The organism is Paraburkholderia dilworthii, assembly GCF_000472525.1.
Taxonomy (GTDB): domain Bacteria; phylum Pseudomonadota; class Gammaproteobacteria; order Burkholderiales; family Burkholderiaceae; genus Paraburkholderia; species Paraburkholderia dilworthii.
Map to the genome: position 1 here is coordinate 576,078 of NZ_AWZT01000001.1, position 23,542 is coordinate 599,619.

Here is a 23,542-nt window from a genome sequence, read left to right on the forward strand (position 1 = left end):
GTCACTCATTGGTGTCGGTCCGGGCGAGGCGCGCGAGTGTATCGGCGGCCTGTTCGATCGTCAGTCGGTGCGCGACGCATTGACCGAAACCAGGCGGTTCGTCGCGCCGATAAAGGTCGTAGATGCCGGGCGCCGCCGCGAGCAGCGTGAACGGTGCGCAATGCGCGGCGGCGCATGAGCGCATGCAACCGCTCAAATGTACGTCGACGTCGGCGGGCAGGCGCTTCGCCAGATTTAGTGCATCGGCCTTGGTGTCCGCGAGACTCTTTGCGCAGCCACTCGAACCGGCGCAGGCGATCAACCGCGTTATTGCGTCAGCGGGATCGCAAGCGAAGCCCAGCGTATTTAGCACGGCAAGCACCGCGGGCACTGCGGGCGTTCGGATATCGGGTAGCAGCACGCTTTGCCACGGCGTCATGCACAGTGTGCCGTTGCTGTGTCGTTGCGCGAGCGCAGCGAGCTCGTGAAGCGTGGCTGCGTCGATGCGGCCAAGCGGCGGCTGGCCGCCGACATGCCACGTATCCGCCACGCTTTGCGCATGTGCGCCGAGGCGCAGCGAGGCGTCGGCGGGCGTGTTGCGACGCCAGTCGGCAGGCGTTGTGTCGCGCGTCAACGGAAAATCCACGTACGTTTGTGCGTGCTGCAATAGCGCGTCCGCCGAATGCGTGGCGAGTAGATGACGCATACGCGTGGCATCGGCGGCGGCGAGATCGAGGAACGTATGCAGTAGCGCGCGCATAAGCGCCGGGACTTGCGAGGGCAGTACCGAGGCCAACGCGCCTGACGCATCCGTATGCGGTTTCTCGGACGCCCGCGCCGCGTTGCCTGACGATGACGATGGCGAGTCTGCGTCGATGCATGTGCGCAAGCTTTCACTCGCGCCGGGGCAGCCTGCAAGACCCAACACAAAGCGCACCTCACCGGCAGCATCTTGCGTTGCCGCGAGCCATACGTCATGCGGATGGTCCACTCTCGCGAGCCGCTCGCCGCCGTCGAGCAACAACGCGAATTTCGGCGACAGTGCCGTGAAACGCGCTTCGCTTTGCAGCAGCGTCAGAAGCGCCGCGCACAGCGGCTTCGTGTCGAACAGTGCCGACGGGTCGCGCCCGGCAGTCGGGCTGGTCATGATGTTGCGCACGTCGTCAGCAGCGGATGCTTTCAACGCGTACGCGTTGTGATCGCGGTCGCGATTGTCCCCGGCAGAATCGGTCGGCGCTGCACCGGCAATTGCCGCAGCACCGATTGCAGCGCTCGGTCCGAGCCCCGCATCGATCAGCGCGGCGATAAGCGCAGCTTCGTGTCCGGCGCGAACGCCGCGCACCTGCAGATTCGCGCGATTCGTCAGCTCGATTACGCCCGTCGCATGCCGCGCGCTCGCGTTTGCGATCGCCTCGGCCTGAGCCGCGCTCAACTCGCCGCCCGGCAGTTTGATCCGGCAGAGGCCGCCGTCACGCGCGGTGACGATCCGCAGCAGCCCGGGACATGCCGAGGGCCGCGGCGCAGATGCCGCGTCAGGCGAGACAGTGGAGGGCGAAGCTGGATTCAAGACGGACACCGGGTTAGCGTCGCGCGACGGCCCGAGCAAGCGATCAAGCGGCATTGCTGCGGCATCGGTACACCCCGCCCGATGTTGGCTGGCACGAACAGTCTCGCCGGCAGGTCTCCTGGCTCACAGGTCATCGTCCGCTGCGGCCTTCCCGGTCGAACCAGTGGCACGAAGCGCAGGCGGACTCGCTGCATACAGTTGCGGGGGCAGCCCAGCGGCAATGTTTCCGCTGTGTTCCCTGTTAGGCCCCGAAGGGCACCGGCGGCTGTATTATGCCTTTTTTCGGATAGCACAACGGGGCTGGACGCTTTGACCGGCGTGGCACAGCGCATTGTTTGAGATACAAAATGAGGAAGGGTGCATGTCGGCGTGGCTGACGGTGGTGGGCATAGGCGATGACGGCTTCACCGGCTTGGGACGGCCCGCGCGGCGTGCGTTGCTCGAAGCGTCGGTGATTTACGGCGGCGAACGTCATCTGTCGATGTTGCCCGCGCGGCTCGCCGCGCGTCGTGCCGCGTGGCCGCGTCCGTTCGATCTCGCGCCGCTTCTGGCCGAGCGCGGCGGTTCGGTGTGCGTGCTCGCGAGCGGCGATCCGATGCTGTTCGGCGTCGGCTCGACACTCGCGCGCCAGTTGCCGGCCGACGAACTGCGCGTGTTGCCCGCGCCGTCGTCGCTATCGCTCGCGGCCGCGCGGCTTGGCTGGCCGTTGCAGGATGTGGCCACCGTGTCGCTGGTTGGGCGGCCGCTGCCTACGCTGAACGCTTATCTGCACGACGGCGCACGCGTGTTCGTACTGAGCGCGGACGCACGCACGCCCGCGGCGCTTGCCGATCTGCTGAACGCGCGCGGTTTCGGCGCCACGCGCATGATCGTGCTCGAACATCTTGGCGGCGATGCGGAGCGGCGCATCGACGGCCGCGCGGATCAATGGTCCGCGGGCGATGGGGCCGCGCTAAACCTGGTCGCGCTCGAATGCCGCGCCACCGACGGCGCGCCGCGTCTGCCGCTCACCTGCGGCTTGCCCGACGACGCATTTCGCCACGACGGCCAGCTCACCAAACGCGACGTGCGAGCGATCACCCTCGCGCGACTCGCGCCGACGCCCGGCGAATTGCTGTGGGACGTGGGCGCGGGCAGTGGCTCGATCGGCATCGAATGGATGCGCGCGCATCCGACTTGCCGCGCAATTGCGATCGAAGGGCACGCGGAGCGTCAGCGCTTCATCGAGCACAATCGCGATGCGTTGGGCGTGCCGGGCCTTCAGCTCGTCGCGGGACGCGCGCCGCAAGCGCTCGAAGGGCTGGCCGCGCCGCACGCGGTGTTTATCGGCGGCGGCGTGACGGTGCCAGGCGTGCTCGAAGCGTGCTGGGCGAATCTGCGCGACGGCGGCCGGCTGATCGCGAACGCGGTCACGTTGCAAGGCGAGGCCGCGCTCGCCGCATGGCGCGACAAACATGGCGGCACGCTCACACGGATCGCGCTTGCGGACGCTCAACCGCTCGGCGGTTTCGATACATGGCGTCAGGCGCTGCCCATTACGCTGCTCGATGCGGTGAAGCGTTCCGCCGGCAATGGCGTTGCAGGTCAACCCGACGCTCGATCATCCGTATAACGTCATGCGCGACGAAACGCCCGAACAACCCGCGCCGCTGCGCAGCGGCTACACGACCGGCAGTTGCGCGACCGCGACGTCGCTGGCGGCGGCGCGTCTGCTGCTCGCGGGTATCGTCAGCGAGGTGGCCGAGATCGTGTTGCCGAAAGGCCAGCATGTGCCGATGCCGCTCGTGTTCTGCCGTCTGACCGATGACGGCGCCGAAGCCGGCACGATCAAGGATGCCGGCGACGATCCCGACGTCACGCACGGCGCCGTTGTGTTCGCACGCGTGCGATTGCTTACGCAAGCGGGCGTTGTGTTCCGCGCGGGACCGGGCGTAGGTACAGTGACGCGCGCGGGCCTGACGCTCGCGGTGGGCGAGCCGGCGATCAACCCGGTGCCGCGCAAAATGATGACGGAGCATCTCGCCGAACTGGCGGCCGAGCATGCCTATGACGGCGGCTTCGAAGTGACGGTCGGCGTCGAAGATGGCGAAGCGCTTGCGCTCAAGACGATGAACCCGCGGCTCGGGATTGTCGGCGGCCTGTCGATACTCGGCACGACCGGGATCGTGCGGCCGTTTTCGTGCTCGGCGTATATCGCGTCGATTCATCAGGGCATCGACGTCGCGCGCGCAAACGGCTACATGCATCTCGCCGCGTGCACAGGCAACGCGAGCGAAGACGCGATGCGCTCGCACTATGGCTTGCCCGACATCGCGCTGATCGAAATGGGCGACTTCGTCGGCGCGGTGCTCAAGCATGTGAAGCGCGCGCCGGTCGAACGCCTGAGCATTTGCGGCGGCTTCGGCAAGCTGAGCAAACTCGCGGCGGGCCACCTCGATCTGCATAGCCGAAATTCGAGCATCGATCTGGAACGGCTCGCCGAATGGGCCGCGGAACAGGGCGGCAACGACGCGTTGCAAGCGGCGATTCGCGCGGCCAATACGAGCCAGCAAGCGGTCGCGTTGGCGCATGCGCAGCACGTGCCGCTCGGCGACATCGTCTGTGCTCACGCGCTCGCTGTGGCCCGCGAAATCGTGCCGCCGCAAGTCGGCGTCGAGATGTTCGCGATCGACCGCCAGGGCACGCTGATCGGAGTGGCGCGATGACGCGAGTCCTGCTGCTCGGCGGCACCGGCGACGCGTTGCGGATCGCACGGCAGCTTGCATCCGGCGACGTGTACAGTCTCGCGGGACTCGGCAAGGTGCCCGACGATTTGCCGTGCACCGTGCGCGTCGGCGGCTTTGGCGGCAGCGAAGGCATGGCGCGCTACATCGCAGACGAAGGGATCGGCCTCGTCATTGATGCGACGCATCCATACGCGGCGCAGATCAGCGCGAACGCGGTTGAGGCGGCTCGTTGCGCGTGCGTGCCGTGCTGGGCGCTGCGCCGGCCGGCGTGGCAGCCGCAAGCCGGCGACGACTGGCGCATGGTTGGGGACTGGGATGAGCTGACAATGGCGCTTGCGCCATTCAGGCGGCCGCTCTTCACGCTCGGACGCGAACCGCTCGCACATCTCGACGAGATTCCCGCGCATCAATTCTGGTTCGTGCGCTGTCTCGACTCGCACGAGGACACTGAACGTTCGCGCATACTCGTGGCGCGCGGACCGTTCATGCTGGAAGGCGAACGTGCGCTGTTCGCGCTGCAAGGCTTCGACGTCGTAGTCAGCAAAAATAGCGGCGGCAGCGCGACTGAAGCTAAGCTCGAAGTCGCACGCGAGCGCCGCTTGCCTGTCGTGATGCTGCGTCGGCCTTCATTGCCCGCAGCGGATCGTGAATTCGAAAGCGTAGCGGAATTGCTAGAAACGCTGCATCTGTCACATTGAGTCGCCCGCTTGAATCATGGAGTGTTGAATGACGGTGTTTTTTATCGGCGCCGGTCCCGGCGATCCGGAACTGATCACGGTGAAGGGACAGCGTCTCATGCGCAGTTGTCCCGTGATTCTGTATGCGGGTTCTTTGGTACCGGCTGCTGTGCTTGACGGGCATTCGGCGGTCCAGGTGGTCAACACGGCCGAACTCGACCTCGAGCAGATCGTGGCATTACTGAAAAGCGCACACGATAAAGGTCAGGACGTGGCGCGCGTGCACTCGGGCGACCCGTCGCTGTACGGCGCAATCGGCGAGCAGATTCGCAGGTTGCGCGAGCTTGCGATTCCGTACGAGATCGTGCCGGGGGTGACTGCAACGGCTGCCTGCGCGGCGGCACTTGGCTGCGAACTCACCTTGCCCGGCATTTCGCAGACGTTGATTCTCACGCGCTACGCGACCAGGACGACGATGCCCGAAGGCGAACAGCTTGCCGATCTCGCGCGACATCGCGCGACGATGGCGATTCATCTCGGCGTGCGCCACCTCGCGCGCATCATCGAAGAACTGAGGCCGCATTACGGCAGCGCGTGTCCGATCGCGGTGATCTATCGCGCGAGTTGGCCCGATGAGGAAAAGATCACCGGCACGCTCGACGATATTCTCGGCAAGGTGCAGTCGACGCAGATCGAGCGCACTGCGTTGATTCTGGTCGGTCAGGTGCTCGCTGCCGAGGGCTTCGCGAATTCGACGCTGTACGCAAAGGGCTGATCCGTCAGACGGTGTGTTCCTCGCACTCGCGCGCGTCGCCCGTTCCGTAGACGGCGCATGCGCGCTTATGCAACGGCAAACCGCCGAGGCCGCTACTGGCAGCGGCTTAATCCTCCAGCGGCGCGAGCGCTTCCAGCGGCATCTTTTTGTCCGCGCCGATGTTGATCGCCGGCACGAGAGTCAGCAGCAACACCACGAAGATCGCAATCGCGAAGATGGACAAGAACGTGAGGTGCAGCGATTGATGCAGCACCATGCGGATCGCTTCGCCACTGCCCGCGCTCGCCGCCTGATTTTGCAGCAGGCTTTTCAGTTGATCGGACGTGACGACAGCCGCGCCTTGCGAATGGCTCAGCCCGAAGTTGAGCACCGCGCCGAACAGCGTGGCGCCCAGCGTGCTGCCCAGGTTGCGCGAGAACAGGTTCGACGCCGTGGCACTGCCGCGTTCGTCCATCTTCACGATTTCCTGGATCAGGATGAGACAGCTGACGCTCGAGGTGCCCATGCCGAAGCCCATGATGAGCGAACCGAATCCGGCTACGAGCGGCGAGCCGCCAGGCGCGAGAAACAGCAGCAGCACCGCGCCGAGCGGAACGAACGTGCTGCCGCAGATCAGCATGCGCCGCAAGCCGATGCGATGAAATGCCTTGGCTGCGAGCGTCGCGCCGGCCGGCCAGCCGACCATCATCATGGTGAGCGCGAGGCCCGCTATCACCGGCGAGCGATTGAGCACGCCTTGCACGTACATCGGCAGGAAGGTGGTCGAGCCCATCAGGATCATGCCGGATAGCAAGGTCGCGCCGTTGCACGCGGCAATCGGGCGGCGGCTCCACAGTGCGAACGAGATCATCGGTTCTTTCGCGCGGCGTTCCTGAAGCACGAACAGCAGCAGGCACACGACGAATGCGCCGCCGGCCATCGATGCGTGCGCGAGGTCGTTGTCGCCGGCGCAGGTCAGCGCGGTCATCAGCGCGGCTATCGCCGCCATGAAGAGCGCCGCGCCCGCGAAGTCGATGGAAGGGCGCGCGTGCCGCTCCGATTCGCGCAGAAACGCAATGAACCCTGCTGCGGATGCGAGGCCGATCGGCACGTTCATCCAGAAGATCCACGCCCACGACAAGTTGTGGATGATGAAGCCGCCGACCATCGGTCCCACGACCGCTGAAATCGCCCAGACGCTCGCAAGATAACCTTGCACCTTGCCGCGTTCGCGCGCAGGGTAGAGGTCCGCGACGATGGTCAGCGTGACCGGCTGGATCGCGCCCGCGCCGATGCCTTGAATCAGGCGGAAGGCGATCATGGCCGGCATCGACCATGCGAAGCCGGCGAGCACGGAGCCAATCAGGAAGATGGCGATGCCCGCCAGCATGACCGGCTTGCGGCCGTAGAGGTCGGCCAGTTTGCCGAATACGACGGTCATTGCCGTTTGAGTGAGCAGGAACGACGAAAAGACCCAGCTATACAGATGAAGATCGCCGAGCTGCGCGACGATCTGCGGCATGGCGGTCGAAACGATGGTCGCCTCGATGGCCACCATCGCCATAGAAGCCATCACGGCGGCAATGACTAAAGGACGCGACGATTGCGGATTGCGGGACATGGGACGAAGTTGGTATCAGAATAGTGGGTGCGCCCGGCTGCGTGGCGCGCGAACTGCACGCCGCAACGCATGAGCACGGCCGTTCGGGAGCGGCCGACCCCCGAGTATGCACCTTGCACCCAATCTCCGCACGCGAGCGGCGCCGTTGGCGCAGTCCACGGTTTGGCACAGCGCTTGCGACTTACGAGGTTCTTCGACACATGGAGGGTCATTATGAGGATCGAATTCACCGGACGCCGTGAAGTGGTGGCAGCGGCACGCGTCGCCTTCGAAGCCAATGTCGATGGAAAAGACGTCTGGTGCAGCGTATCGCTCGACGCGCTAAACGACCATTTCGGCAACGGCGGGCCGTCGGCTCACGATCTCGTGGGTACCTTCGAGGCCAATCGAGCGCAAATTGAAAACGCCACCAAGCGGGTGCTCGAAAAGAATGGCGGGCAGTCGGTGGAACTCGAGACGCGCGACTTCGACAAGACGGGCCCGTAGCAATTGCTGTTGCAATTGCCGTCGACGGGTTAAGGATGCGCGGGGCTCGACGGTCATTCTCGCCGATCGGTCTTCCATGGCTCGGCGGCGCTTAGGCCGCGAGCCGTTGCTGGCCTCGTTGCCGGTCCGTTGTCGGTTTGTAAGCAGCAATGCGGTGCCAGTGCGGCTCGAATGCCTGCGCGAATGCCAAGTAATTTGCCATGCAGCTACCGCGCGATGGCAGCGCAATTGCAGCGCGATGGCTTCGGCTGGTTCACCGCTGCGCGGTCGATTGCGCAGCCGCAATACACATCGCATTGCCGCGCCTGCCGAAGCGACCGCAACGCGGTATAGTTCGCGCGAACTGCGGGCCGCGATACAGCGCGCGCCGCGCCTCTTCGATCATCTGGAGAACATCGTGCAGGAAATCATCGAGGGCTTGATCCGCTTTCAACGCGACGTGTTTCCGCAGCAAAGCGCTTTGTTCAAGCGCCTGTCGGCCGCGCAAAGTCCGAGCACGCTTTTCGTGACCTGTTCGGACAGCCGCGTGGTTCCCGAGTTGCTGACGCAGGCGGAGCCCGGCGCGCTCTTCGTGATTCGCAACGCCGGCAATATCGTGCCGTCTTACGGTCCGGAGCCTGGCGGCGTATCGGCGACAGTCGAGTACGCGGTCGCGGTGCTCGGCGTGCGCGACATCGTGATATGCGGCCATTCGAATTGCGGCGCGATGACCGCAATCACGAGCAATACGAATCTCGAACGTTTGCCCGCGGTGGCCGGCTGGCTGCGTCACGCCGATGCGGCGAAGGCCATCAACGCATCGCGCACCTATCAGTCGGCCGCGGAGCGTCTGGATGCGCTCGTCAAGGACAACGTGGTCGCGCAACTGGCGAACATCCGCACGCATCCGTCGGTAGCTGTCGGGCTCGCGAACAAAACGTTGCAATTGCACGGCTGGATCTTCCAGATCGAAAGCGGCGTGATGCTCGCACTCGATGGCCGCACCGGTAAATTCGTGCCGCTGCTCGAGAACCCGGAAGTTTACGCCGTGTGATCGCGCTGCCGCTGCCGCTGCCGTTGCTCGCTCGACGCGGCTAGCTCTGCGGGCCGTCGTAGCAGCGAAAGGCCAGGCTGATGCGCGGCCCGACGCGCTGATTGAGCTTCGGAATGCCGTGTTCATGCGTGAACTGCGACGCGTAGCTCATCACGAGACAACTGCCTGGTTCTAGCTCGACATGCACCGGCCGGCCAGAGCCTTTTTTCGGGCGGATCGTCATACGGCGGCTCGCGCCGAGCGACACAATGGCAATCGGCTCGCCGCGCACGAGATTCGCGGTTTTGTCGCTGTGCGGCGCGACGCTGTCGTGCTGGTCGCGATACAGGTTGAGCCCTACGCGGTTGAACGGCGCGCCCACCAGCGAGCGCACCATGTCGAACGCTTCGCCGAGCGGCGCGGGCAAGTCCGCGGATTCGCGCAGGAACGTGGCGATCAGGCGAGGCACGGCCACCTCGCGCTCATACATCATGCGCTGATGGCTGCTCCAGCCGATGTTATGCAGAGCCTCGCCGAACCACTGTTGGGCGAGGGCAAGCGGGATCGACTCGGGCAGGTAACGCATTCCGCCTTCGTTGTCGTCGAACAGGGCGACGGGCTCTGGGGCAAACAAAGCTTGCTGGGACGTCATGATTCAATGCCGGGCGCGAGTGGCCCGGCCAGGAAATGACTGGTTCATGCAAGGTATTGTACTGTGTTTTTATACAGTGTTCTCGCCTGTGAGCCGTGCCTGGTCTCCTCGTCCGCTTGGGCTTTCTCTCGTGTCGTGGCGCCGCTATTCGCCTGGGCTGTACAGATCGAGCAGTTTGAGCGTCACACCGTTGGTCCAGCCGAAGCCATCCTGGAGCGGATATTCACCCCCGCCGCCGCCGCCCGTGCCTGCTCCCTCCACCACGTATTTCTCGACCAGCTTCTTATCCGACGCATAGACGCCCTTTACGTCGGTGAGAAAGCGCGTGCCGATCTGTTGCGCGAGCGCGTCATGACCATAGCGCTTCAAGCCCTGAATCGCGACCCAGTGCAGCGGCGCCCAGCCGTTGGGCGCGTCCCACTGTTGCGTGGTGTTGTAGGTCGTCGTGACGAGGCCGCCCGGTTGCAGCAACGTCGACTGCACCTGCTGCGCGGTCTTTTTTGCACGCTCCGGCCACGCCGCGCCGACGAACAGCGGAAACACCATTGCGGCAGTCTTGTTATCGCGCGGTTTGCCGAGTTGCCAGTCGTAGTCGCCGTAGTAACCGTTGGGATTCCACAGATAGCGGTTGATGGCGAGCGCGCGCTTCGCGGCGCGTCCCGCGAATTCGCCCACGCACCGGAAATCGCGCGTTTCGCCGCAGCCTTTCGCGATGCTGATTTCGAGGTGGAACATCAGGCTGTTCAGATCGACAGGGATGATCGACGTGGTGCGCACCGTCGCGAGCGTCATGTTGTCGCCGAACCAGCGCGAACTGAAATCCCAGCCGCTTTCCGCGGTGGCCCGCAGTTCGCGGTACACATCGTTCGGGCTTCGTCCGGTGGCCTTTTGCGCGGTCTGTATGTCCTCCAGATACGATTCGTCGCGAGGCGTGTCCAGTTCGTCCCAATAGCGATTCAGCACGGCGCGGTCGGGCATCACGACCACATTGCGCGTCGCCGAACCGGCTCGCGTGGAGCTTTCACCCTGCATCCAGTAGCCGTATTCCTTGCGCAATGCGGGCAAGTACTTCTGATAGACGCCGTGGCCTTCCACCTTGGCCGCGAGTTCCACCATATGCGAGAAGAACGGCGGCTGTGAACGGTCGAGGTAGTAAGTGCGATTGCCGTTTGGAATATGGCCGAACGTGTCGATCATGTACGCGAAGTTGTCGAGCATGTTGTCGACGAGGTCCTCACGGCCCGCCTCCTGCAAGCCCAGCATCGTGAAGTAGGTGTCCCAATAGTAGCCTTCGCGAAAGCGCCCGCCGGGCACCACATAGGGTTTCGGCAACGGGATCAGCGAACTGTTCGGCGGCGCGCTCGTGGTCGTCCGGGTGAGGGCGGGCCATAACCAGTTGATGTGCTCACGCAGCGTCTGATTGGCTGGCGGCGTAATGACCGGCTCGCTCGGCGGCGTGAAGTACTGGTTGACGAAGCTCGCCAGCGAAAAACCGGGGTTGTTTTTCTGCTGCTGGTAAAGCTGCACGATGACGGCAGGGTCGGCCTTCGGCGTTGCATCGACGAAAGTCTTCTGGTCCGGATAGATCTGCGCCGTTTGCACCGCGACGAAGAGCTCGCCATACAGGATATCGGGCGCGGGCGGCAAGCTGCCGCCGACCTGAGTGTCGGCGTGACAAACCGATGTGAGGCCAATGAGGAACGCGAAACCCGAAACGGCGACCGCGCGATGCAGATACTTCAACGGCGCGGGGGGAAGGCAGGGCTGCGATAAGACGCCGGGCGCATTGCCGGCACAGCGGATGCTACGCGCTTGCGATGACACAATCATGTCTCCTCCTGAGGAATGGACAACAGGATTGGTCTGCCTCTCACACCCTCTCTTCTGGTGACCTGCGCTGGGGCGTGGCTAGCATGGCACAAAACCGGACGCGCTTCAAACTATGCGCGGTGAATGGATGTGGCGCATTGCCGACGCGGTCTCCCGGGCCATCGTTGCGCGTCGATTAACTTCGGATGACGAAGTAATTGCGGATATGGTCGAGTGGCGCGCTGTTATCGCGGGTTCGTCGGCAAGGGTCTTCGGGAATTAATTTTCCGGTTTCTTAAGCAAGGAAAAATGTATTTGCGGTCCACGCAATAATCGTCACGTCGATTTCCATATCTTAATTTAAGTTAACAATAATATCATTGCGAAATAAGATGGAATAATAAACAACCTTGTTTACGTTGTTGCGGAATCTTCGGTATACCATTCTCAATTCGCCTGCGATTCCGAGCGCGTTTTAAATCAGGCACTTGGGGCGCACGTGCAAAAGATGTACGCCCCATTTCATTTACACGTCAAGCAATGAGATAAACGGGAAACAAACAGAAAGTTAAAAAGCAATGGCGTCGTTAAAACGCAACGCCGTAATGCACTGAAAAATCGTTTCGAGGTTTATGCGTTATTCTCCGCCGCTCGATAGCAACCGCTATTGGAATCTGGAGATATTCAATGAACAAATTCGTATTGTCGGGCCTCTCGCTCGCTCTTGCCGGCGCTGCCGGCGCCGCTCATGCACAAAGCTCCGTGACGCTGTACGGCCTGATCGATACAGGCTTGACCTACACCAGCAATTCGGGCGGCAGCAGCAACTTCCAGCAGGCGAGCGGCATACTGAACGGCAATCGATGGGGCCTGCGCGGTTCGGAAGATCTCGGCAATGGCCTGAAAGCAATTTTCGTCCTCGAAAACGGCTTTAATCTGTCGACCGGCAAGCTCGGTCAGAACAGCCGCGAGTTCGGCCGTCAGGCGTTCGTCGGCCTGTCGAGCAACCAGTTCGGCACAGTCACGCTGGGCCGCCAGTACGACAGCGTGGTCGATTACCTCGCGCCGCTCGCGCTGAACGGCACGCAGTATGGCGGGACGCTCGCTTCGCACCCTTACGACAACGACAACCTGAACAACTCGGTGCGCATCAACAACGCCGTGAAATTCCAGAGCATCGATTACGCCGGCTTCAAGTTCGGCGCGTTGTACGGTTTCTCGAACGCAGCGGGCAGCTTCGCCGATAGCCGCGCATACAGCGTCGGCGCATCGTATGTATTCGGCGGCCTGAAGGTCGCGGCGGGTTATCTGCAACTGAACGGCGGCGGCTCGTCGACCAACACGAGCGGCGCGGTCGCGACTGGCGACTCCACCTTCACGGCGGCGCGTCAACGCACCTACGGCGCGGGTCTGAGCTATGCATTCGGCCCGGCGAACGTCGGCCTCGTCGTGACGCAAACGCAATTGAACGGTGCGAGCGCGATCAGCTCGTCGGCATCGGGCACGAGCAGCGGGCTGGCGCTGACCGGCGGCAGCGCACGCTTCACCAACTACGAAGTGAACGGCCGTTACGCGTTGACGCCGGCGGTGTCGGTGTCGGGCGCATACACGTTTACCGACGCGCGTCTGGACGGCGTCAGCCCGAAGTACCATCAGCTCACGCTGCAAACGGACTACGCGTTGTCCAAGCGTACCGACGTCTATGCTGAAGCGGCCTACCAGCATGTCGGCAGCACGGGCAACTCGGGCATTACCGCCGACATCGTCGGCGTCAGCGCTTCGTCCACCAGCTCGCAAGTGGTCGGCACGGTCGGCATCCGCCATCGCTTCTGAGCACGCGCGGTGAGTGCCGCGCTAGCGGCCTATTGCAGAAAGGCCCGCGTTTTGCGGGCCTTTTTTGCGTCGTCGAGCAAATCAGCGGCTTGCGCTCAGGTGCCGAGCCAGCGCGCAACGAACGGCATCAGCACCGGAACCACGAACGCGGTGAACACGCCGTTGAGCCCCATGCCTAGCCCCGCGAACGCGCCCATTTGCTCACTGACCTGAAAGGCCCGCGCCGTGCCGATGCCGTGCGACGCGATGCCGAGTGCGAAACCGCGCACTTCCGGCTCGGCGATTTTCAGCACGTTCAGAATGGCGCGCGCGAAGACTGCACCGAATACACCCGTCGAGATGACGAGTACCGCTGTCAACGACGGGATGCCGCCGATCGCGGAAGCGACGGCCATTGCGATCGGCGTCGTCGCGGACTTCGGTGCGAGCGACGCGAGCGTCTGATGCGATGCGCCGAAGAGCGCAGCCACGCCGATCGCGGAGACGATCGCCGTCAACGAACCCGCGACCAGTCCGCCGACAAGCGGCAACGCAAAACGGCGCAGCTTCGGCCATTGTCGATAGAGCGGTAACGCGAGCGCGACCGTTGCCGGGCCGAGCAGGAAGTGCACGAACTGTGCACCCTCGAAATAGGTGGCATACGGGGTGCCGGTCACTTCGAGCAGCGCGACGAGCAACGCGACCGCGATCAACACCGGATTAGCGAGCGGATTGAAGCGCGCTTTTGCATATAACGCCTGGGCGATCAGGTACGCGATCAGCGTGATGGTGAGGCCCAGCAGAGGGCTTGCTGCAAGATAGACCCAGATCGCGCCGAGCTTCGGTAAGGCAGTCATTGTGCGGCCTCCTTGTCGGCGCGATTGTGCAACTCCCGGCGCTGCTGTCGGCGCATCAACGCGCGCGTGACGAGCGCGGCCACCGCAATTGCCAGTGTCGTGCTGACGGCAATCGACACGATCAATGCAATCGCGTCGCCGCGAATGCGGCTTGCCGACACCATGATGCCGACACCCGCGGGCACGAACAGCAGCGACAGATGGCGCAGCAATTCGAGGGCCGTGGGTTCGATTGCATCGGCTGTTTGCGGGCGCATCATGACAAAGCCGAACAGCAACAGCATGCCGATTACCGGGCCCGGCACCGGCAAATGGAACACATAAGACACGCCTTCTCCGAGGCATTGAAAAGTCAGCAGGGCAGCCAGCGCTGCAAGCATGTCGATCTCCAGCAGGAAACGGAAATGCGGCCATTGTGTACCATGCGTATAGTTTCGTGGTTCATGCGAGGGGATTGCCGCGAGCTTTGCGGTCACGCAGTTCTTTATCGATGACTTAGTACTGGACGACTCACATGCAAATAGAGCCGTTTCATATCGCTGTGCCCGACGAGGACATCGACGATCTTCGCCGGCGCATTCGCGCGACGCGTTGGGCGCCCGCCACGCCGTCGTCCGCGTGGCAGCAGGGTATCGATTTCAAATGGCTGCGTGAGCTTGCCGACTATTGGGCTGGCCAGTTCGACTGGCGCGCGTCGGAACAGCGCCTAAACCGCCAGCCGCAATTCATGGCCGACGTGCACGGACGGCGCGTGCATTTCGTGCATCGGCGCGGCGCGGGACCGGCGCCTTATCCGCTCGTCGTCACACATGGCTGGCCGGGTTCGTTCGTCGAGTTCGAGGCGCTGCTCGAGCGGCTGTGCGAGCCGGCTGCGTTCGGTGGCGATCCCGCCGATTCGTTCGATGTGGTCGTGCCTTCGCTGCCCGGCTTCGCGTTTTCGCAGGCGCCCGCGCAATCCGGCACGTCCGCGTTCCAGGTCGCGGATCTATGGGCGTCGTTGATGTGCGGCTTGGGTTATCAGCGCTTCGGTGCGCAAGGGGGCGACCTCGGCGCCGGTGTGTCGATCGCGCTTGCGGCGCGGCATCCGCAACCGGTCGACGGTATTCACCTGAACTTCCTGCCTGGGTCTTACGAACCCGCAGTCGGAGCGGCGCAACAAGCGTTGACGTCGGAGGAAGAGAACTTCTTGCGCGAGAAAAACGAGTGGGCCGCGCGCGAAGGTGGCTACGCGCACATGCACACGACGAAGCCGTTGACGCTCGCCGCTTCGCTGAACGATTCGCCGGTGGGGCTCGCTGCGTGGATCGCCGAAAAATTCCGCGCATGGAGCGATTGCGAAGGCGACGTCGAGCGGGTGTTTTCGAAAGACGAGTTGCTAACCAATATCTCGCTCTACTGGTACACGCAAAGCATTGGCCCGGCGATGCAGATGTATTGGGAGAACCGTCTACAGCCGATACGTTTTGCCGATGGCCAACGCGTCGCGCCGCCCGTCGGCTTCGCCCGGTTTCCAAAAGAGATCAATCATCCGCCGCGCAGTTGGCTCGAACGAACCTTTAACGTCGTGCAGTGGACGCAGATGCCGAGCGGTGGACACTTCGCGGCAATGGAGAAGCCGGATCTGCTGGCTGCCGAGATCCGCAGCTTTTTCAGACCGCTACGGGGCTAGCGCGTTGAACGATGTGCGAAGAGCCGCGTGCGGTTGTCCGGCGGACCCTTCCAGTATCCGAAGCGTAGGCCGGATGCAGCGTTACACGGGCGACGCTTCGTAAAAGCCGTGATAGCGCAAGCCGCGTGCGCTTGCGGATTCATCGAAACCCGCTGCGGCGCCTACCGACAGCAGCGCCTCCGTGGTTACGCCGCGGTTGGATACAAAGGTCCACTGTGCCGGCGCGTGCGGCACATCAGGCATCGCACGAATTCGCGCGAGCGCGGCGAGTAGATCGCTGCTTTGCGGCGCGTGAATGACGAAGCCCTCGTTTGCGAGCGCGGCATGAGTGATCGCCAATTCCTGACATAAGCGCATACGCAGCGGCGCCTCCAGTTCGGTCGTGCGACGCGATAGTTCGATCAACTCTCGTGTCATGTCGTCGACGAGTACACCGTGCCGTTGCAATGGCTTTCGTTGCCAGGCGACCGAAGGGCACGCTTTGCTGGCAGGCTCGAGCGAAACGAAAGGGTTGATCTCCGCAGGATAGATGCGGCACACGAGCGGCCGCTTTTCATAGATGCCGCATAGCATGTCGGCGCGAAGATTGGGACACGCACCGGCGAACGCGGCCGCGAAAATAATCGACACACGCACGGGCAGCGATCCGCTCATCGCGGGTGTGGAGCGCGCTTTCCTGTAGTCCGCTTGTGCGTTTGGCGGTTCTGGATCGGCGGGCCACGGAATCGCCTCGCAGATCAATTCCATCTGTCCGCCTCGCGCGAGCCAGTCGCTCGCTTCGGCCAATGTCAGCGGCAAGCGCAAATCGTGGCAGCACTTGCCGCACGCGGTGCATTCGAAGTCGATATCGTCCACCCGGATGTCCTCTTTTAAGTTCGACGTCCGGCTTGGTCGCGCGAACGGCGAACTTCTGACAGCGAGCCCAGGAAAAAAGAGCGGCACAAAAATGCTTGACACCGCTCGTCGATTCTCTATAGTTCACCACATGGTGAAGTGTCCTGTCAGTCAACTCGATCGTACGTTTTCCGCGTTGGTGGACCCGACCCGGCGAGCCATCCTTGCTCGTCTTGAACGGGAGCCCGGCCTGTCCGTCACGGAAATCGCACGCCCGTTGCCCCTCAAGCTGCCCGCCGTCATGAAGCACCTCGATGTGCTGAGCGACGCCGGCCTGATAACGCGCGCCAAGCATGGCCGAACGGTGTCGGTCGAATTGGTTGCCGGCCCGATGGAAGAGGCGATGGCATGGCTCAAACGCTATGAGCGCTTCTGGTCCGCGAGCCTCGACCGGCTTGCCGATTTTGTCGAAGGAGAAGAGTGAATGATGCAGAAGCCCAGTTTGACCATCGTGCGCCGCCTGAAGGCGCCGCCGCAGAAAGTCTATGCGGCGTGGACGAGACCGGAGTTGATGGCGCGCTGGTGGGGGCCGGACGCTGGGCCCGTGTTGAGCGCCGAAGCCGACCCGCGAGTTGGGGGGCGCTTTCGCGTGGTGTTCCAGACGCTCGACGGTGAAACGCACGACTGCCGCGGCGAATATCAGGAAGTCGAGATGGACCGCAAGCTGGTCTTCACGTGGGAGTGGGTGACGCTGCCCGAGCGCCGTTCGCTCGTCACCATCACGTTTCGTCCGACCGACGAAGGCACCGAGATGAACTTCACGCATTCGCAGTTCTTCGACGAAGCCGCGCGCGACGGTCACGATGCCGGGTGGAAGGGCGCGTTCGAGAAGCTGGACGCACTGATTGCCGAACTGGGCAACACGGAGGTCTGACGAGGCAGCATTGAGTGAAGTGAACCCGAAGTGAACCTGAGGTGAACCAGCACGGAGACGTCATATGAAGCTTTACTATGCGGAATCGCTAGCGCCGCGCAAGGCATGCGCAGTGGCTAAATATTTAGGCATACCAATTGAATACGTTTATGTCGACCTCGGCAAAGGTGAGCACACCACGCCGGCTTTTCTCGCGCTCAACCCGAACGGCAAGGTGCCGTGCCTCGTCGATGGGCAAAGAAGCATCTGGGAAGCCGACGCGATAATTTGCCATCTCGCGCAACGCGCGGAATCGCCGCTGTGGCCGAGAGGCGCCGAGCAGCAGACGGACGTGTTGCGCTGGTTGAGCTGGAATAGCCAGCACTTCTACCGCCACGGCGGGTTGCTTTACTTCGAACATCTGATTAAACCGGCCATTGGTCTCGGCGCGCCCGACAGTGCGAAGGTCGCTGAAGCACAAGGCTGGTTTGGCAAACATGCGGGTGTGCTGGACCGGCATCTCGCGGGCCGCAAGTGGCTGCTTGGCGATCAGATGAGCGTTGCGGACTTTTCGGTTGCCGTCACGCTGCCGTACGCGGCAAGCGCAAACATGCCGCTAGACGAGTTTCCCGAGGTGACGCGCTGGCATGATCAGTTGAGCGAGCTTTCGGCGTGGCGTGATCCGTTTCCGTCCAGGCAGACGCAGGCTGCTGCCTGAAAACGTTCATATGCTGCGCGATCGTTGCAATGACGACGACGCGCGGCGCAATCTCCGCTTTCGGCGTCAGCCTCCAGCGCGCCCATTTACACGACGGCCGTTGCAGAAAGTGCCGCCGCGGCATTGAATAGCCAGTACGAGAATCCATTCCCGATTCTGGCAGGCCGCCTCGGTTTTCCCCATAGCACATTCCTCAATCGAAAAATAAAAAGTTTTCCGTAGTCGTGCGCGGGAAAGCCGGTATTTAGAGTATTAACTCGGCCGGATTACTAAAGACATTCGCGTTGCATACATCGCACGTCGATTCAGGAAAGATTGTGAAAGGAAGTTGACACGATAACGTTTGCCAAACTAGGCTACGCACTGTCGTCGAAACTGATTCCGCTATCGCACTGCCCGCAAAGCCAGGCGGGCTGCGCTCTGCGCGGCAATCACAGGATGTCATTAATCATTTTCTGAAAGCTTTGTAATAAACAAGACGTTGTATCTAAAAATCAGCCCATTAGTGCTGAGGATGTAACACGTCCATATTCTCGCTAGCAATTCGGTGCTGGTGCGGGAGACCTTTGTCGCTGAAAAAGAGAAACACGGCTGAAATGAACTCAACGCACTTTCTTTAATACCGATATTGTCAGTCGAGGATTAAAATGCGTATAAATTTCCGATTGCAGATGCAGTGCCTGGCGTTAGCCGGAATAATGGTAATGGCAGGGTGCGGTGGAGGAGACGGCTCGGCTTCGTTGACGAGCAAGTCCGCACAAGGGCCGGCGAGCGCGTCCGACGTCGCGTTGGTGCCGCCTGCGAGTGCTGTGCTCGCGAACACATCGATCGACAAGACCGTGCAGCCCGTCGAGTTGCCGAATACGGTCATGCCGGTCAACTACAAGCTGTGGTTCAGGCCGAATCCGGCGCTGTCGTCGTTCGACGGCCGCGCGGACGTGCAGATCAAGGTGCTGAAGGCGGTCAACGCGATCACGATTGCCGGGCATCGCATCAAATTCACCAACGGCACGATCACGCTTCAGCCGGGCAACATCGCGCTGATCGCCACGCCGCAAGACGACGGCGACTTCTACCAGCTTCGGCCGGTAAGCGGTCAGATCGCCGCCGGCAACTACTCGCTGCACATGGAGTGGAGCGGCATCATCAACTTCAAGAGCTATGACGATCCGGTCGCGAAGACGGGCGGCAGTTGCGGCGACGATCACTATCCCGGGTGCTCGGCCGCGGAAGGTGTCTTCCGCGTCGATCTGAAGGCGACCGACGGCACCACGAGCGGCGCGATTCTCACGCAAGGCGAGTCGAACCTTGCTCGGCAATGGTTCCCCGGCTGGGACGAACCGGCGTTCCGGCCCACCTATGAGGTGAGCGCGGAGGTGCCGCAGAACTGGAACGTCGTATCGAATGCGGCGGAAAAACCCGCCGTGAATGTGGATAGCGGCTACAAGCTGGTGTCGTTCGAAAAGACGCCGCCGATGCCTTCGTACCTGCTCTTCTTCGGCGGCGGTCAGTTCGATATTCTCGAAGACGACTTCACGAGTCCGCTGCCTGACGGCAAGGGCCTGCACCTGCGTATTTTCACGCCGCCGGGCATGCGTGACTGGGCGAAGCCGGCGATGCAGCAGACCAAGCAGGCACTCGATTACTACTATCGCTATACCGGCATCCCGCTGCCGCTCACCAAGTTCGACACGGTCGCGGCGAACGACGCGTTCAAGGAAGAGAAGGACCTGAACTTCGGCGGCATGGAGAACTGGGGCGCCATTCTCGAGTTCGCCGACGACATTCTGCCCGCGCCGGGCACGACCATGTCCGACTACGGCGTGACCGTGCTCACCCACGAAGCGGCGCACCAATGGTTCGGCGATCTCGTCACGCTCGACTGGTGGGACGACGTGTGGCTGAACGAATCGTTTGCCACGTTCTTCGAGAACAAGACCAAGGTGCGTTTCTTCCCGGATCGCTTTAGCTGGGTCGATGACGTGAAGAACAAGTATGCGGTGATCAACGCCGATCTGAAGTCGACCTCGTTCCCGGTGCAGCCGAACTTCAACGGCTGGGCGTCCAACGACTTCGTGCTGAGCGCCAGCGCGTTCACGTACGACAAGGGCGGCCACGTGCTGAAGATGCTGGAGAACTATCTCGGCGAAGAAACGATGCGCCGCGGTCTGCAACAGTATCTCGCCGACTATTCGCTTGGCAACGTGACGCCGAAGCGTCTATGGGACGAACTGGCGAAGGCGAGCGGCGAGCCGATGGTCGCGATTGGCGACAGTTTCGTGCGGCAAACCGGCGTGCCGTTGATTTCGCTCGACACCCAATGCGATCTGACGACGAACCAGACCATCGTGACGCTGAAACAGTCGCCGTTCCCGAATCAGAACCAGTATCCGGGCACGCAGTGGACCGTTCCGTTGACGCTCGCTTATGGCGACGGGCTGAGCTCGCGCAAGACGCTTGCGCTGAAGGACCCGCAAACGCAAGTGCGGCTCAACGGCTGCTCGGCGGTGCTCGCGGACCCGACTGGTCTCGATTACTACGTGACCAACTACAGCAACAACGCGTGGAGTCAACTGCTCGCACAGGCCAATGCGCTGAAGGACCCTGTCCTGCTGACGAGCTTGCAGCTCGAAGCGAAACTGCTGGTGGCGCATGGTCTTGCGGACCCGTCGCGTGAAACGAGCATCGGTTCGCTCACTTCCGCTAACGCTGCGGTTGCCCGTCAGTTGATGAAGACACCGGCACCGACCACGCAGTCGCTGCGTCCGGCGATCCGCTATCAAGGCAAGCTGCGGCAAAAAGCGCAAGGGCAGTAACCGGCAGGTAGCATTCAGCCGTCCTGTTTGACGGCATACGGCGGCCCGCATTGTTCACGCGATGCGGGCCGCCGCGCTTTACGCACGATATCGAGCCACGACGCGAAGAATGCGCTTAACTGACACGCACGCGTGGCATGCCTGCCATAGCCCAATTTCGCCGAAACCTCGTCGTCATGCGCCAACCGCGGGCGCGTCATGGCGAACTGGCGCGCGGCCTATTTACGGGGCTTCGTAGAGCGATCTTTCACCGCACTGCGCGCCGAACATGGCGATAAAAATTTCTCCGTTTAGTGGAACGCGCAACGATTTTCGCGTGATTTGCGCCGTCCGTTTGAACCAGGAACGCGCAGGCATTTCATGGCTCGCTCGCTCAGGCGTGAATATTGCGCAGTAGTTGGCCCCTCGTGCCCGTTGCCGGCCGCATCACCACGGCCAGCGGGGCTTTGCGCCGGCGCCTGCCCGAACGCACAGGTTGCCGCATTGTTGCAAATGCATTGGGCGTTGAACGTTTTACCCGTTTTCCCGATCGGAATGCGCGCTGCCGAACAGACGTTTGAAGCAGCGCCTTATCGTGTTGTCGCTACCGGATGAGAGAGTTACATTCTTCCAGCAGCGTTTGCATCGACCGTGCGAAATTTGTGTGACCCAAGCCTGATGGAGCGTCAGACGGAAGAATTGCGGAGCGTATTGCGATGTACAACGATCCCGACTTGCCTCATGTTCGCGGACATGAAGACGATGCAAGCCTCGTCGATGGCGGCGATGTGGAAGCAACAGGCGCGACGCCCCGATTCGGACGTCTCGCGCTGTGCGTGGCGGCGGCGAGTGCGCTCGCGCTCGGCGTGACGGGCACAGTGGCTTACGGCGTCTGGTTCAATAGCGACCAGCAGACGTATGCGGAGGCCATCGCCCGCGCGCGCCAGGCGTTGCGCATGCCCGCGCCGAACAACATGGCGGCTGCGCTGGCGAAATCATCCGCTCCGCCAGACACTCCGCTAGCGACGAGCGCTCAGGCCGCGCCGCCTTCTGCATCCGTGGCGCCAGAGCCGCTCATGACATCCGCGATCGGCGCCCCAGCGCCAAAGCCCGGCATCGTGACAGGTTCGCCCACGGACACGGTTGCGCTGCTCGACCTGCCGGCGCTGCCTGCGCAGTCGTCTATGCCGGCCGTTGTGGAGAGTCGCAAACCGTCGGTGTGGTCCGGCCAGATCAGCCGTCCGCAGGAAGAAGAACTGCTCGCGGACAACGCTGCTGCGGCGCCGTCGAGCGCGGCGCCTGCGGCCGCCGTTTCGCCTCGCTCGATGCAACGCACCACTAGCGCTACCGAACCCGCCGCGCCGCAGCTCGCATCGACTCGTCCCGCGCGAGAAGCAAAATACGCGCAGCAGGAACGGCGCGCTTCGGCGACCAGCGCGAGGCATAAAGGCAATCTGTTTGCGAGAATGGGTTCGTTCTTTCGACGCGTGAGCTATCGACAACATGGCAGCGGAAGTCAGCAAGACATCTACTCGCATCCCTGAAGCGCTCTTCGCGTTGCGCCGCGAATCCTCACGTGCGAACGGATGGCGGCTTACGCCCGGTCCCGCCGCCGTCGCCGTAGCGTCGCTGCTGTGTCTCCTGATCGGCCTGCTGTATCTGGCGTTGCAGATCAGAACGGTGTTCGCGGATCAGGTCAAACAGGAATACGCGGGCCTAGTGCTCGAAGCCGTCGAGCGGGCGGAAACGGCACGCGCGCGTGTCGGCGTATGGGATCAGGTGCCGCGCGCACACGATGCCGCGGCCGACGGCTACCGCCAGGCGCGCGTCGAGCTTACGCGACGCCTCGCGTCGCTCGCTGCGCTCGTGAATGCAAGTCCTGCGGATGCGCCGCGTATGCCGTCGTCGGTGTTATTGCCCGATGCGACGCTCGCCGAAATGGACGCGCTGCTCGGCAACGCGTCGTCCTATTGGCACACACGACGCGATGCCGATAGCGCCGACATGCGCAAACGAATCACGCAGGTCGCGCACATGCTCATTGCGGTGGCGGCGCTGCTTTTCTGCCTGCTGATTACGGCGCTCGGCATGTACGCGAAGCGCAACCGGCAGTTGGCTGGGCAGTCGCACAAATTCGAGCGCGCGGCGCTGCATGATCCGATGACCGGCCTTGCCAACCGGCGCAAACTTTTCGCCGCGCTGGAGGAGGCCGCAACGCAAACACCGGTCGAGGTGCACTCGCACAAGATTGCGGTGCTGTATGTGGACCTCGACGGCTTCAAGCAGGTCAACGATTCGCTCGGTCATCGCGTGGGCGATGAGTTTCTGATCGCGGTGTCGCGGGGCTTTCGCGAATCGGTGCGCAGAGGCGATGTGGTCGCGCGCATCGGCGGCGACGAATTCGCCGTGCTCGTGCGCGAGTTCGCCGCGCAGGACGAGCTGCGCCAGATCGCGCAGCGCCTGATCGCCTGTGTGGTCCGCACCGACGAACAGATGGGCATGGGCATGGTTCGCGCGAGCATCGGCATTGCGAGCTATCCCGATCTCGTCGACGATTATTGCCGTCTCGTCGCCGCCGCCGACGAAGCGATGTATCAGGTCAAGCGAAGCGGCAAAGACGGCTACGCGTTCGCATCGCGCGCGCCTTGAGGCGCGCGCAAA

Annotated in this window: 21 protein-coding genes and 1 riboswitch; of the genes, 14 read left to right on the plus strand and 7 right to left on the minus strand. The window is 62.7% G+C overall.

All coding sequences use genetic code 11. The features are described 5' to 3' along the window. Nucleotide 1: 1 nt before the first annotated feature. Entirely contained in the window at nt 2-1,600 is a 1,599-nt protein-coding gene (gene cobG / locus F759_RS0102960) for a precorrin-3B synthase (RefSeq protein WP_084534185.1), read from the minus strand. 37 nt (nt 1,601-1,637) lie between these two features. Beyond that, nucleotides 1,638-1,824, minus strand: a riboswitch (cobalamin riboswitch). Between the two features lie 83 nt (nt 1,825-1,907). Between cobG and F759_RS37200 the strand changes: the two genes are divergently transcribed. Genes F759_RS37200 through cobM form a run of 4 tightly spaced genes read left to right on the plus strand, consistent with a single transcriptional unit; the run spans nt 1,908 to nt 5,724 of the window. Further along, nucleotides 1,908-3,158 carry a bifunctional cobalt-precorrin-7 (C(5))-methyltransferase/cobalt-precorrin-6B (C(15))-methyltransferase gene (locus tag F759_RS37200; RefSeq protein ID WP_036023384.1) on the plus strand — a complete coding sequence of 417 codons (1,251 nt, stop codon included), beginning with the start codon at nt 1,908-1,910 and terminating at the stop codon, nt 3,156-3,158. A gap of 4 nt (nt 3,159-3,162) precedes the next feature. Next, entirely contained in the window at nt 3,163-4,251 is a 1,089-nt protein-coding gene (locus tag F759_RS0102970) for a cobalt-precorrin-5B (C(1))-methyltransferase (protein WP_027798530.1), read from the plus strand. Then, nucleotides 4,248-4,970, plus strand: coding sequence for a cobalt-precorrin-6A reductase (locus F759_RS0102975; protein WP_027798531.1), 723 nt, complete (start codon nt 4,248-4,250; stop codon nt 4,968-4,970). Before F759_RS0102970 ends, F759_RS0102975 begins: the two co-directional genes overlap by 4 nt. A 28-nt stretch (nt 4,971-4,998) precedes the next feature. Continuing rightward, a complete protein-coding gene (gene cobM / locus F759_RS0102980; protein WP_027798532.1) occupies nt 4,999-5,724 on the plus strand; it encodes a precorrin-4 C(11)-methyltransferase in 726 nt (241 codons plus the stop codon). Between the two features lie 106 nt (nt 5,725-5,830). Here the strand turns inward: cobM and F759_RS0102985 are convergent, their stop codons facing one another. Then, a complete protein-coding gene (locus F759_RS0102985; protein ID WP_027798533.1) occupies nt 5,831-7,324 on the minus strand; it encodes an MDR family MFS transporter in 1,494 nt (497 codons plus the stop codon). A gap of 213 nt (nt 7,325-7,537) precedes the next feature. Here F759_RS0102985 and F759_RS0102990 point away from each other — a divergent pair, with 213 nt between their 5' ends. After that, nucleotides 7,538-7,810, plus strand: coding sequence for a DUF1488 family protein (locus tag F759_RS0102990; protein WP_006047020.1), 273 nt, complete (start codon nt 7,538-7,540; stop codon nt 7,808-7,810). A gap of 397 nt (nt 7,811-8,207) precedes the next feature. Beyond that, nucleotides 8,208-8,843 carry a carbonic anhydrase gene (locus tag F759_RS0103000; RefSeq protein WP_027798534.1) on the plus strand — a complete coding sequence of 212 codons (636 nt, stop codon included), beginning with the start codon at nt 8,208-8,210 and terminating at the stop codon, nt 8,841-8,843. A gap of 40 nt (nt 8,844-8,883) precedes the next feature. Here the strand turns inward: F759_RS0103000 and F759_RS0103005 are convergent, their stop codons facing one another. After that, the gene (locus tag F759_RS0103005) at nt 8,884-9,474 is read right to left on the minus strand and encodes an alpha-ketoglutarate-dependent dioxygenase AlkB (protein WP_027798535.1); all 591 of its coding nucleotides are present in this window, start codon (nt 9,472-9,474) and stop codon (nt 8,884-8,886) included. 144 nt (nt 9,475-9,618) lie between these two features. Beyond that, nucleotides 9,619-11,304, minus strand: coding sequence for an alpha,alpha-trehalase TreA (treA, locus tag F759_RS0103010; protein ID WP_027798536.1), 1,686 nt, complete (start codon nt 11,302-11,304; stop codon nt 9,619-9,621). A gap of 666 nt (nt 11,305-11,970) precedes the next feature. Between treA and F759_RS0103015 the strand changes: the two genes are divergently transcribed. Further along, on the plus strand, nt 11,971-13,116 hold the full coding sequence (locus tag F759_RS0103015) for a porin (protein ID WP_027798537.1): 1,146 nt from the start codon (nt 11,971-11,973) through the stop codon (nt 13,114-13,116). Between the two features lie 95 nt (nt 13,117-13,211). Here the strand turns inward: F759_RS0103015 and F759_RS0103020 are convergent, their stop codons facing one another. Further along, nucleotides 13,212-13,952: an LrgB family protein gene (locus tag F759_RS0103020; protein WP_027798538.1), complete on the minus strand. Its 741-nt coding sequence runs from the start codon at nt 13,950-13,952 to the stop codon at nt 13,212-13,214. Continuing rightward, nucleotides 13,949-14,332: a CidA/LrgA family protein gene (locus F759_RS0103025; RefSeq protein ID WP_027798539.1), complete on the minus strand. Its 384-nt coding sequence runs from the start codon at nt 14,330-14,332 to the stop codon at nt 13,949-13,951. Before F759_RS0103025 ends, F759_RS0103020 begins: the two co-directional genes overlap by 4 nt. 134 nt (nt 14,333-14,466) lie before the next feature. Between F759_RS0103025 and F759_RS0103030 the strand changes: the two genes are divergently transcribed. Next, nucleotides 14,467-15,621, plus strand: coding sequence for an epoxide hydrolase family protein (locus tag F759_RS0103030; protein WP_027798540.1), 1,155 nt, complete (start codon nt 14,467-14,469; stop codon nt 15,619-15,621). Between the two features lie 81 nt (nt 15,622-15,702). Here F759_RS0103030 and F759_RS0103035 read toward each other — a convergent pair whose 3' ends face one another. Beyond that, nucleotides 15,703-16,476: a YkgJ family cysteine cluster protein gene (locus F759_RS0103035; protein WP_027798541.1), complete on the minus strand. Its 774-nt coding sequence runs from the start codon at nt 16,474-16,476 to the stop codon at nt 15,703-15,705. A gap of 4 nt (nt 16,477-16,480) precedes the next feature. Between F759_RS0103035 and F759_RS0103040 the strand changes: the two genes are divergently transcribed. From F759_RS0103040 to F759_RS0103070, 6 genes are all read left to right on the plus strand, one after another. After that, nucleotides 16,481-16,939: an ArsR/SmtB family transcription factor gene (locus F759_RS0103040; RefSeq protein ID WP_244438778.1), complete on the plus strand. Its 459-nt coding sequence runs from the start codon at nt 16,481-16,483 to the stop codon at nt 16,937-16,939. Between the two features lie 3 nt (nt 16,940-16,942). After that, the gene (locus F759_RS0103045; protein WP_051377086.1) at nt 16,943-17,389 is read left to right on the plus strand and encodes an SRPBCC family protein; all 447 of its coding nucleotides are present in this window, start codon (nt 16,943-16,945) and stop codon (nt 17,387-17,389) included. Nucleotides 17,390-17,453: 64 nt separating this feature from the next. Then, nucleotides 17,454-18,086: a glutathione S-transferase family protein gene (locus F759_RS0103050; protein ID WP_027798544.1), complete on the plus strand. Its 633-nt coding sequence runs from the start codon at nt 17,454-17,456 to the stop codon at nt 18,084-18,086. Nucleotides 18,087-18,733: 647 nt separating this feature from the next. Further along, nucleotides 18,734-20,902 carry a M1 family metallopeptidase gene (locus tag F759_RS0103055; protein ID WP_027798545.1) on the plus strand — a complete coding sequence of 723 codons (2,169 nt, stop codon included), beginning with the start codon at nt 18,734-18,736 and terminating at the stop codon, nt 20,900-20,902. A 695-nt stretch (nt 20,903-21,597) separates the two neighbouring features. Beyond that, complete coding sequence (locus F759_RS0103065) at nt 21,598-22,425, plus strand: hypothetical protein (protein ID WP_027798547.1); 828 nt, start codon at nt 21,598-21,600, stop codon at nt 22,423-22,425. Further along, nucleotides 22,385-23,530 carry a GGDEF domain-containing protein gene (locus tag F759_RS0103070; RefSeq protein ID WP_027798548.1) on the plus strand — a complete coding sequence of 382 codons (1,146 nt, stop codon included), beginning with the start codon at nt 22,385-22,387 and terminating at the stop codon, nt 23,528-23,530. The genes F759_RS0103065 and F759_RS0103070 overlap by 41 nt, the downstream gene beginning before the upstream one ends. Nucleotides 23,531-23,542 lie beyond the last annotated feature (12 nt).

What these genes read in the sequence shown, in the direction of transcription:
- cobG (WP_084534185.1), bottom strand. Translation starts at nt 1,600, where the DNA reads ATGCCGCTTGATCGCTTGCTCGGGCCGTCGCGCGACGCTAACCCGGTG.
- F759_RS37200 (WP_036023384.1), top strand. Translation starts at nt 1,908, where the DNA reads ATGTCGGCGTGGCTGACGGTGGTGGGCATAGGCGATGACGGCTTCACC.
- F759_RS0102970 (WP_027798530.1), top strand. Translation starts at nt 3,163, where the DNA reads ATGCGCGACGAAACGCCCGAACAACCCGCGCCGCTGCGCAGCGGCTAC.
- F759_RS0102975 (WP_027798531.1), top strand. Translation starts at nt 4,248, where the DNA reads ATGACGCGAGTCCTGCTGCTCGGCGGCACCGGCGACGCGTTGCGGATC.
- cobM (WP_027798532.1), top strand. Translation starts at nt 4,999, where the DNA reads ATGACGGTGTTTTTTATCGGCGCCGGTCCCGGCGATCCGGAACTGATC.
- F759_RS0102985 (WP_027798533.1), bottom strand. Translation starts at nt 7,324, where the DNA reads ATGTCCCGCAATCCGCAATCGTCGCGTCCTTTAGTCATTGCCGCCGTG.
- F759_RS0102990 (WP_006047020.1), top strand. Translation starts at nt 7,538, where the DNA reads ATGAGGATCGAATTCACCGGACGCCGTGAAGTGGTGGCAGCGGCACGC.
- F759_RS0103005 (WP_027798535.1), bottom strand. Translation starts at nt 9,474, where the DNA reads ATGACGTCCCAGCAAGCTTTGTTTGCCCCAGAGCCCGTCGCCCTGTTC.
- treA (WP_027798536.1), bottom strand. Translation starts at nt 11,304, where the DNA reads ATGATTGTGTCATCGCAAGCGCGTAGCATCCGCTGTGCCGGCAATGCG.
- F759_RS0103015 (WP_027798537.1), top strand. Translation starts at nt 11,971, where the DNA reads ATGAACAAATTCGTATTGTCGGGCCTCTCGCTCGCTCTTGCCGGCGCT.
- F759_RS0103020 (WP_027798538.1), bottom strand. Translation starts at nt 13,952, where the DNA reads ATGACTGCCTTACCGAAGCTCGGCGCGATCTGGGTCTATCTTGCAGCA.
- F759_RS0103025 (WP_027798539.1), bottom strand. Translation starts at nt 14,332, where the DNA reads ATGCTTGCAGCGCTGGCTGCCCTGCTGACTTTTCAATGCCTCGGAGAA.
- F759_RS0103030 (WP_027798540.1), top strand. Translation starts at nt 14,467, where the DNA reads ATGCAAATAGAGCCGTTTCATATCGCTGTGCCCGACGAGGACATCGAC.
- F759_RS0103040 (WP_244438778.1), top strand. Translation starts at nt 16,481, where the DNA reads ATGTCCTCTTTTAAGTTCGACGTCCGGCTTGGTCGCGCGAACGGCGAA.
- F759_RS0103045 (WP_051377086.1), top strand. Translation starts at nt 16,943, where the DNA reads ATGCAGAAGCCCAGTTTGACCATCGTGCGCCGCCTGAAGGCGCCGCCG.
- F759_RS0103050 (WP_027798544.1), top strand. Translation starts at nt 17,454, where the DNA reads ATGAAGCTTTACTATGCGGAATCGCTAGCGCCGCGCAAGGCATGCGCA.
- F759_RS0103055 (WP_027798545.1), top strand. Translation starts at nt 18,734, where the DNA reads ATGCGTATAAATTTCCGATTGCAGATGCAGTGCCTGGCGTTAGCCGGA.
- F759_RS0103065 (WP_027798547.1), top strand. Translation starts at nt 21,598, where the DNA reads ATGTACAACGATCCCGACTTGCCTCATGTTCGCGGACATGAAGACGAT.
- F759_RS0103070 (WP_027798548.1), top strand. Translation starts at nt 22,385, where the DNA reads ATGGCAGCGGAAGTCAGCAAGACATCTACTCGCATCCCTGAAGCGCTC.